Source organism: Frankia sp. CeTa3Moorea (assembly GCF_978021225.1).
Window position 1 is genome coordinate 1 of record NZ_CDXDOR010000108.1, and the last position, 7627, is coordinate 7627.

General features: G+C 72.1%; 13 protein-coding genes. 11 read left to right on the forward strand and 2 right to left on the reverse strand.

Going from position 1 to position 7627, the window contains the following annotated elements:
• From AC08OV_RS17210 to AC08OV_RS17255, 10 genes are all read left to right on the forward strand, one after another.
• Positions 1 to 284 (forward strand): FDXHR family putative zinc-binding protein (locus AC08OV_RS17210; RefSeq protein ID WP_476619941.1); only part of this gene is annotated, 284 nt, incomplete at its 5' end.
• 57 nt (positions 285 to 341) lie between these two features.
• Positions 342 to 851: a helix-turn-helix domain-containing protein gene (locus AC08OV_RS17215; protein ID WP_476619942.1), complete on the forward strand. Its 510-nt coding sequence runs from the start codon at positions 342 to 344 to the stop codon at positions 849 to 851.
• Positions 848 to 1426 carry a hypothetical protein gene (locus tag AC08OV_RS17220; protein ID WP_476619943.1) on the forward strand — a complete coding sequence of 193 codons (579 nt, stop codon included), beginning with the start codon at positions 848 to 850 and terminating at the stop codon, positions 1424 to 1426. Before AC08OV_RS17215 ends, AC08OV_RS17220 begins: the two co-directional genes overlap by 4 nt.
• Positions 1414 to 1566 (forward strand): hypothetical protein, encoded by a 153-nt coding sequence (locus AC08OV_RS17225; protein ID WP_476619944.1) that lies wholly within the window; start codon positions 1414 to 1416, stop codon positions 1564 to 1566. The genes AC08OV_RS17220 and AC08OV_RS17225 overlap by 13 nt, the downstream gene beginning before the upstream one ends.
• Complete coding sequence (locus tag AC08OV_RS17230; RefSeq protein WP_476619945.1) at positions 1559 to 2263, forward strand: hypothetical protein; 705 nt, start codon at positions 1559 to 1561, stop codon at positions 2261 to 2263. The genes AC08OV_RS17225 and AC08OV_RS17230 overlap by 8 nt, the downstream gene beginning before the upstream one ends.
• On the forward strand, positions 2235 to 2867 hold the full coding sequence (locus tag AC08OV_RS17235) for a hypothetical protein (protein WP_476619946.1): 633 nt from the start codon (positions 2235 to 2237) through the stop codon (positions 2865 to 2867). The genes AC08OV_RS17230 and AC08OV_RS17235 overlap by 29 nt, the downstream gene beginning before the upstream one ends.
• Positions 2864 to 3133, forward strand: a complete 270-nt coding sequence (locus AC08OV_RS17240; RefSeq protein WP_476619947.1) for a hypothetical protein — start codon at positions 2864 to 2866, stop codon at positions 3131 to 3133. Before AC08OV_RS17235 ends, AC08OV_RS17240 begins: the two co-directional genes overlap by 4 nt.
• Positions 3134 to 3182: 49 nt before the next feature.
• Positions 3183 to 3398 carry a hypothetical protein gene (locus AC08OV_RS17245; protein WP_476619948.1) on the forward strand — a complete coding sequence of 72 codons (216 nt, stop codon included), beginning with the start codon at positions 3183 to 3185 and terminating at the stop codon, positions 3396 to 3398.
• A 79-nt stretch (positions 3399 to 3477) separates the two neighbouring features.
• Positions 3478 to 4431, forward strand: a complete 954-nt coding sequence (locus AC08OV_RS17250; protein WP_476616169.1) for a tyrosine-type recombinase/integrase — start codon at positions 3478 to 3480, stop codon at positions 4429 to 4431.
• 345 nt (positions 4432 to 4776) lie between these two features.
• A complete protein-coding gene (locus AC08OV_RS17255) occupies positions 4777 to 4962 on the forward strand; it encodes a hypothetical protein (RefSeq protein ID WP_476616170.1) in 186 nt (61 codons plus the stop codon).
• A gap of 779 nt (positions 4963 to 5741) precedes the next feature.
• Here the strand turns inward: AC08OV_RS17255 and AC08OV_RS17260 are convergent.
• Positions 5742 to 6101 carry a hypothetical protein gene (locus AC08OV_RS17260; protein WP_476619949.1) on the reverse strand — a complete coding sequence of 120 codons (360 nt, stop codon included), beginning with the start codon at positions 6099 to 6101 and terminating at the stop codon, positions 5742 to 5744.
• Positions 6101 to 6580 carry a hypothetical protein gene (locus AC08OV_RS17265; protein WP_476619950.1) on the reverse strand — a complete coding sequence of 160 codons (480 nt, stop codon included), beginning with the start codon at positions 6578 to 6580 and terminating at the stop codon, positions 6101 to 6103. The genes AC08OV_RS17260 and AC08OV_RS17265 overlap by 1 nt, the downstream gene beginning before the upstream one ends.
• A gap of 130 nt (positions 6581 to 6710) precedes the next feature.
• On the opposite strand from AC08OV_RS17265, the gene AC08OV_RS17270 reads away from it, so the two are divergent.
• Entirely contained in the window at positions 6711 to 6962 is a 252-nt protein-coding gene (locus tag AC08OV_RS17270) for a helix-turn-helix transcriptional regulator (RefSeq protein ID WP_476619951.1), read from the forward strand.
• Positions 6963 to 7627 lie beyond the last annotated feature (665 nt).

Sequence of the window (7627 nt, forward strand, 5' to 3'; positions counted from 1 at the left end):
CACCAGGAAACCCGATGATCGCCACACCCACCCTGACCCCCACACCCCTCCCCGTTCGGCCGTCTATCGCTGACCCCTCGGCGCGCAACGGCCTGTCTGCGGGATGCGGCGGCTGCCCGGCCCGCTGGCCGATCAGCGCCGGCGCGGTCGCCCACTGCTCGGGCTGCCACCTCACGTTCACCACCGTCAGCGGCTTCGACTCCCACCGGACCGGGCCGATCGACCGCCGGCTGCGTCCGGTCGCTCGCGCGCACGCGCGAGGCCACAGATGCCACGGCCTGTGACCGTCAGATGGGCGGTTAGTGTTGATGTGCCGAGGTGAGAGGAGTCATACCCCGACGATGAGTACGGAGAGTAGCGACCGACTGGGGCGTGCCTATCTGCGGCCGGTCGCGTCTGCTGACCATGAGCAGGTCCGGCAGCTTCATGGGCAAGGCCTGTCCCGCAACAAGATCGCCGAACGGTTGGGGCGGTCGCCTTCCACCGTGAGCAAGATCGCGGCGGAGCTCGGGCTGGAGTTCGACCGCACGAAGACCGCCCAGGCGACCCACGCCGCCGTCGTGGACGCCGCTGCGCGCCGGGCGGAGATTCTCACGGCGACCTACCGGCGCCTGGGCGAGACCCTGTCCCGGCTCGGTAGCCGCTCGCCGGTCGCGCATGGCCAGGCCCACGATGGCGAGACCGTTGAGACCCCGGTGTCGGTGCTGCCCGCGCGCGACGTCCAGGCGCTCGCCACCGCGGCGGACCGGCTGTCGTCTGTGGTCGCCCGCCTGGAAGGCGTCGACAACGGCACGACGCAGCTCAGCGCGGTCGATGCCTGGCTTGCCGCGATGTCCGGGAGGTCGGCGTGACCACGCTGCGGGTAGTCGGCCCCGAGGATGCCGACGCGGTGCGGGAGCTCCACGGCCGGGGGCTGAGCCGGAACGCAATCGCCCGGGAGATCGGCCGGTCCGCTTCCACCGTGAGCAAGATCGCGAAGGATTTGGGGTTGTCTTTCGACCGCACGGCTACCAAAGCGGCGACAGAAGCGAAGGTGGTCGACGCTGCGGCGCAGCGCGCCGAGCTGGTCACGGGCATGCTCGCCGAGGCAGCCGCGCTGGTCCGCCGGCTCTCCGGACCCTTCGACGCCGTATACCCGGACAAAGAGGGCAACGCGGTCGAAACACGCCTCGCCCAGGTCACACCGGCCGCTGTCCGCGATCTATGCTCCGGGATCTCCTCCCTGTCCGCGTCGATTGCCCGGCTCTCCGGGATCCCGGCCGAGGACGGCGCGGCTCAGGCCCGGTCGATGTTGGGTGACCTCGCTCGTGCGCTCGCCATCTGCCCCCGGCCGACCTCGAACGTACGTTCTTCGCGATCGTTCGGGATCTTGGTGAGCAGTGCGGCCTCGCATCCGAGGAGTCCGGTCTCCAGGTGGCCGCCATGATCATGACCCTCGCCCGGTTCACGGCGACGATCTTGGACGAGTGGTCCGAAGACGATCCGGACGCCGCAGAAACCTGGCTCGAGGATGTGGTGGCCGGGATCATGATGGAGGCCGAGCGGCGCCGGGGCACGGATGACTGACACCGGCGACTTGGACGTCGGGGCGCTCGGCATCGACCTCGACGGGATAGCACGCCGTGTTGCCCGCTACGAGCAGGCCATGACGGCGGTCCGCTGGCGGCTATGGGGTGTCGTGGACCCGCGGGCGTTCGGCGCCCTCGATCGGCATCTACGCCGCCTCCCGGCCCGGCCGGTGTCCGCCTTCGCCGCCGCGCTGGCCCAGGCCGACCTCGACGGGTTGGACCGGCTCCGCGGTCAGCTCGGCGACGAACCACCATCCGGCTGGGCACCGGCCGTCATCCTGACCGAGGCACTCCAGCGACGCACCCGGGCGGTAGATGCGCTCGGTGGCGGGGTCGTGGTCCCGACGATGCTCGCTGGCCCGGTCCGTGCCCTGCTCGCCGAGGGCCTGGCCGCCCGCGGCGGGCGTGACGGGGGGCTCGTCCCATCACCGGGCCTGGCCGCCCTACTCGACGCCCTTGACCGGGCTGGTTCTCCCGGGCACCCGTCGAAGCCCATGTCCGATGTCGGACATGCCGAGACGCGACCCGGGACCGTAGGGATCAGCACCGTGGAGTACGCCAGGCGGACGGGGTACAGCGCCCGTCATGTCCGCCGGCTGGCCCGCTCCGGGGCGCTCCCCGCCCGGCAGACCGCCGGAGGGGTCTGGCTGATCCTCACGGAGCCTTGTGACACCCACGAGCACGACCCCGACTGACCCCGACTCGGAGATCCTCGCCGCCCTCGCCGGCCTCGACAGCGCACCTGACACGGACACCGCGGAGCAGCGCCGCGGGTTGCTCGCCCGCCTCCTCGATGCCCGCGCCGAGCGGACGCATGCCCGCCTCGACGCGGAAGCGAACGTGGCCCGTCTCGGCGAGCTTCAGACGCTCCGCGCCGAGATCGTTGCCCACGCCGAGGACGCCGACACCATCGTCGGCCTCCTTGATGCCGCGGTGCGGGCCACGGCCGCACTGGTCGACGAGGTCACCGCCCGGCAGGCTCTGCACCAGCAGTGGCGGACCGAGCTGGCCCGGCTCAACGTGCCCGAGACCCATGACTGTGCCGCCCGTGACGCCGGTCTCGGCCGGTCACCTTCGGGATACAGCTCCGTAGACGTCTCGGTGGACCGGCGCCGGATCGGCTACCTCACCCCCGGTGCCCTGCTGGGGGCCATGCTGCACCTGGTGTCCCGCCGCGCCCCGGCGGGCACGAACCTCGCCCCAACCGAGGTCGGCCCCCACGCCAATCGGAGATTCGCCGAAGACCCGGCCTCCCACATCCGGAAGATCATGGCTGCTGATCTCGGGGAGCAGTCTTGACCGACGGCCGGCGGGCTACGCGGCCGGTCGAGCAGCGGCCGGCCAGCTGGTTGGATACCGCATCGGCGGAGGAGATCGCCCGCGCATTTGAGGCGGGTGAACTCGACGGGCAGCTCGGCGGCAAGATCCCGATGGCCGTCGCACCGGGAGTGCGGTGGACACGGGCCGACCTGGACGGCGCCACCCCCGACCAGATTTCGGCGGCGTTGGCCCGCGGCGACCTGGGCGGCGTTCTCGCCGGCCAAAACCCGACCGAGGCGGCCTGAGCGGAAGCTCGGCCGAGGCAAGTAGCCGGCCCCGACAACTGGAGGTGACATGGCCGACGTTGCGCCGGTCCCGCAGGATCTGGTGCCGAGGACGGAGATCCCGGCCCGCTGGCCGGCGATCAGCGAGCGGCACGCCCGCCGGCTCGTCGAGGAGCGGCGGATCCCGACCTGGTACATCGGCAGGCGGGTGTTCGTGTCGGCCGCCGACGTCGAGCGGTACCTCGGCTCGTGCCGCCGCCCGGCGAATCTGCCACCGGCGGCATAGGGGCGCCACGGGGCAGTGCGGGGCGCCACGGTCACCCCCGGAGACAACAGAACAGGCATTCTGTTGTATGGTCCGGTTCATGATCCTTGAGCCCGTTCCGCCGTCCACCGGGGCCGTCGACGTCGAGATCCTCGACCCGGTGGCCTCGCTCGTTCCCGTCCAGGCCGCGGCCGACCCGTGGCCCGGTCTCGTCGCCCTCTGGCTCGACTCCGGCTTCTCCGAGCGGACCCGGGAGGCCTACGGCCGCGGGGTCGCCGAGTGGACCGCGGCGTGTGAGCGGTGGGGGGTGCATCCGCTGGCCGCCCGCCGCCAGCACCTCGACCGGTGGGCCCGCGACCTGGAGGCCGCCGGGCAGGCGTCCACGACGATCGCCCGGAAACTGTCCTCCGTCGCGAGCATCTACGGCTACGCCGTCGACGAGGGGGTCATCGCCACCTCGCCGGCCGCCCGGGTCCGCCGGCCGAAAACCACCGACCGCCACCAGGCCCCCGGTATGAGCCGCGACGAGGCGCGGGCGTTCCTCGCCGCCGCCGCCGCGGACGGGCCGCGCACCGAGGCGATGATGGGCCTGTTGCTGCGCAACGGTCTGCGGGTGTCCGAGGCGATCGGCCTGGACGTGGCCGACCTGGACGTCGAACGCGGCCACCGGATCATCCGCATGGTGGGGAAGGGCGCGAAGGCCGCGGTCATCGTGCTCGCTCCGGCGACCGGGCATGCCCTCGACACCTACCTTGCCGGCCGCACCACCGGGCCGCTGTTCGCCACGGCGACCGGTCGCCGGCTCGACCGGGCCGCGGTGTGGCGCAAGGTCCGCCAGCTCGGGTGCCGTGCCGGCCTGCCGCAGACCCGGCTGTCCCCGCATTCGCTGCGCGCGACCGCGGTGACGCTCCTGCTCGACTCCGGAGCTTCGCTGCGGGACGCCCAGGACTTCGCCCGGCATGCCGACCCGCGGACGACGAGGGGCTACGACCGGGCCCGCGGCAACCTCGACCGGCACGGGACGTACGCCTTGTCGGCGTTCCTCGGCGGGTAGCCGTACCCGCCTGTGATCACTCCCGCGGCGCCGCGAAAGTGATCACGGGTGGTCGATCCGAGACGTTGACCTTGCCGGAGCCGACAAGGTCAACATCGATGCGCAGTCGACTCGGCGTTGCCGGTGGGGCGGTCCGATGAACCGTTGACATTGTCATGGGGCCTCGGTCGCGGACGAGCGTGCCCGGGAGGCGCACCGGCGTCTCAGGTTGGGAGACCGGCTGTAGCCGGCCCGGCGCCGATCTGGATGGCTCTGCGGCGATTCGGCCCCGGGCGTTTCCCGTTCGGGACGGGCCAGCGAGCCCGGGCTGCCGGGCCGGCACACCACGCACGGAGGATGGGCAGCATGAAGATTCGGCTCGAAGGCAGCGAGGAACAGTGTGTCCGCGCGGCGACCTTGCTCGCCGAGGTCATGGATGTGATCAGGGTGTCGTCCCCGGAGGGGGACCGTCGGTACAGCGCCATCCGGATGCACCTCGAAGTGCGGCTTCGGGCTGACGGCCGCGGCGAGGCGGAGGACCCGGCCGCGTAAAGCCTGTTCGACACGCTCCGCCAGGCCTCGTGGCCTGCTGCGCACGGCCCGGCCGGTCGAGGACCGGTCGGGGACCCGAAGTACGAGCGATTCGCCGTCGCGGTCGATCGTGCGCGGGCAGCATGCGAGAACTCCGGCGGAGACCCGGAACGCGATCTTCCGGGCGCCCGGAAGATGTCACAGGTCGGTAACGGTGAGCGCGAACGCCGGAGGCGACCCGGATCGCGATCTTGTCGCCGCCGACAAGATCGCTCCGAACGCCCGCGGTGAGCGGCGGAACCGAGGGTAACCTTCGCGGCGTCGCGAAAGTTACTGCAAGTAGCAACGGGCGCACGTACACCGTGAAGGACTGAGGCCTGACCCACTACGCGGCCACCCGTCTCCGCCGTGACCCCAGCTTGCGAGGTAGCCGTGCCCGCACTGGCGTCCTGGACCGGTGCCTGAGACCGGTCCACGATGCGGGGATGCCGGCGTCGTCGCTGGCGGCCTGGTCGCCGAGGCCGGTCACGCCGGCTCCTTGACCCGGGCCTGCGGATGGTGGACGGGGCAGCGGCCGGGGATGCCGTCCGCGGTGACGAACCGGTGGCCGTCCGGGTGGAACGTGGCCGTCGGGTGGGTGAGGCACACCAGCTTCGACGGGTCACCGGGATCTCGCCGTGGATACCCCGGCGTTCACGCCGGGGAGGAAACGGCGCATCCTGCTGGGCATTCGGTGGCCTTTCCTCGGACAGCACCGCGCGCCCCCGTACCCGTCCAGGCCGGGGGCGCCAGGGTGGCGTCTACAGCTGCCGGCCGTCCGCCTCACGTTCGGTGCGGCGGGCCCGGTAGGCACCGACCGCCTCGTGGATGTACTCGTGGCCGGGCTTGTTGAAGGCCGCGAGGACCGCGTCGAGATCCTCGGGGGCGACGAACCCGAGATGCGTCGCCGCACCGCCGCTGATCTGCCCCGTGCTCACCAGGCCCCGCGGGAGGCGCTGCAGGACATCGATGATCTCGCCGACGGTCGCGCCTTCCCAGATGCCGAGGTCGTGCAGGCCGTGGGGGATGCCCTCCAGGTCGACGTGGCCGACGTGGGTGGCGGGGCCCGGCCCGTCGTCGTCGGCCGGGTCTGGGCGGCCGGGGTGCGTCTGTTCGTTCATCAGGCGGCCACCAGCTCGACCGGGGCGGCCGCGACGGCGGCCGGGGTGACGGTGACCGTGAGCGTCGGGGCGTGCGGCTTCATCGGCACCGGGCCGAGGCCGTACCGGGCGTAGTCCCGGGCGATCTGGTCGAGGTCGGCGGACTCGCGGGCCGACGGGGTCCGCTTGATGGTCACGCGGCCGTAGGTGCCGTCGGGCAGCCGGTCGAGCAGCTTCCGTGACCGGTCCACCCCGCGGTTCCCCGCGCGGCGGGCCTCGGCGCCGGCCTGGTGGACGTCGCCGGCGGCCTCGATCTCGGCCAGCGGCGGCAGCTCCGTGAGCGCGTACAGCGGCGTCGTCGGCCGGGCCTGCTTCGGCTCGACCACGGGCGCGGCCGGGGCGACGGCGGCCAGGACGTGGTGCGCGCCGGCGACGAGCAGCCGGCGGGCGGCGTGGGCGGCACGCTCGCGGATCTGGCGGACGATCAGATCGTGGATCATGTTGTCTCCCCCGTGAGTCGTCATATGCTGATACGGAGGAACCTACTAGCGATGAGATAGAAGGTGTATGGGGAGATAGGCGAGGGACGGTCAACAGCCACACAACTAGCGGGACGCTAGTATGTCCCGCGTGGACAGCCCCGACGACCTGCTCAGCTACGCCGACGTCCAGGCCCTCATGGCCAGCCGCGGGCACACCATCAAGGTCTCCAGCCTGCGCGCGATGCGCCGCATGAAGCAGATGCCCGAACCGGACGAACTCCCTGTCGCCGACCGTCCCCGCTGGCGCCGCTCCACCGTCGAGCAGTGGCTTGCATCTCGGCCCGGACGGGGTGCCCGTACCGACTTGCGCCCGGCGCAGGACGACTCCGCCAGTAGATGACCGGCTACCACCACCGTGTCGCATTGTTCTGGGCTGATCATCCCGACTGGGATCCGTGCTGGCACCCGGACAGATAGGCCGCCGGCGCCCCCCTCTTGCCGGAAACACCGCATCTACCCGGTGAGTCTGGGTAACGGCCGGAGGGGTCTGCGGCCCGCCTGGTCGGCGCCAGCGTGTGCTGGCATCCCCTCCGGATAGAGCCGGAGCCCCTTTTGGAGGGGCTAAAGGAGCCCCTTTTGGAGCCTCTCCGGGCAGGGCGACACGCCGTCCGCGTGGGTCGCTGCTGGGGCGTCCGGCGCGCCGGTTGGGGGCTCCTGGGAGCGTGCGCGGTGCGCATGCTCCATATGTGCCGTCGGGGGGTTGGTGACGGCTGGTGCCGTCCTGACAGTGACCTGGCGGATCGACGGATGCAATACGACACCCTTGATCATCGGAGAGCGAGATATCCATCCGTGGGCCTGTTCGGGGGCCTGTTCGGGCCGAGGTCTACGGTGCGGGGATGCGGCGACGGCGCGGGGCGGATGCGGCGGACGGCTGGCTGGCGGGTCTGGTCCGGGCGGCCGCGGCGGGCGATCCTGTCCCGGCTGCCGATCTGCGGGATGGTCTGCGGCGCCTCGCCGCGGCGGGCGGCGAGGCAGCGTGGGCCGGCCGGGCGGAGCGGATCC

Bases quoted from the DNA above. Each gene is read 5' to 3' on its own strand.
- AC08OV_RS17215 (WP_476619942.1), top strand. From the start codon at position 342: ATGAGTACGGAGAGTAGCGACCGACTGGGGCGTGCCTATCTGCGGCCG.
- AC08OV_RS17230 (WP_476619945.1), top strand. From the start codon at position 1,559: ATGACTGACACCGGCGACTTGGACGTCGGGGCGCTCGGCATCGACCTC.
- AC08OV_RS17245 (WP_476619948.1), top strand. From the start codon at position 3,183: ATGGCCGACGTTGCGCCGGTCCCGCAGGATCTGGTGCCGAGGACGGAG.
- AC08OV_RS17250 (WP_476616169.1), top strand. From the start codon at position 3,478: ATGATCCTTGAGCCCGTTCCGCCGTCCACCGGGGCCGTCGACGTCGAG.
- AC08OV_RS17255 (WP_476616170.1), top strand. From the start codon at position 4,777: ATGAAGATTCGGCTCGAAGGCAGCGAGGAACAGTGTGTCCGCGCGGCG.
- AC08OV_RS17260 (WP_476619949.1), bottom strand. From the start codon at position 6,101: ATGAACGAACAGACGCACCCCGGCCGCCCAGACCCGGCCGACGACGAC.
- AC08OV_RS17265 (WP_476619950.1), bottom strand. From the start codon at position 6,580: ATGATCCACGATCTGATCGTCCGCCAGATCCGCGAGCGTGCCGCCCAC.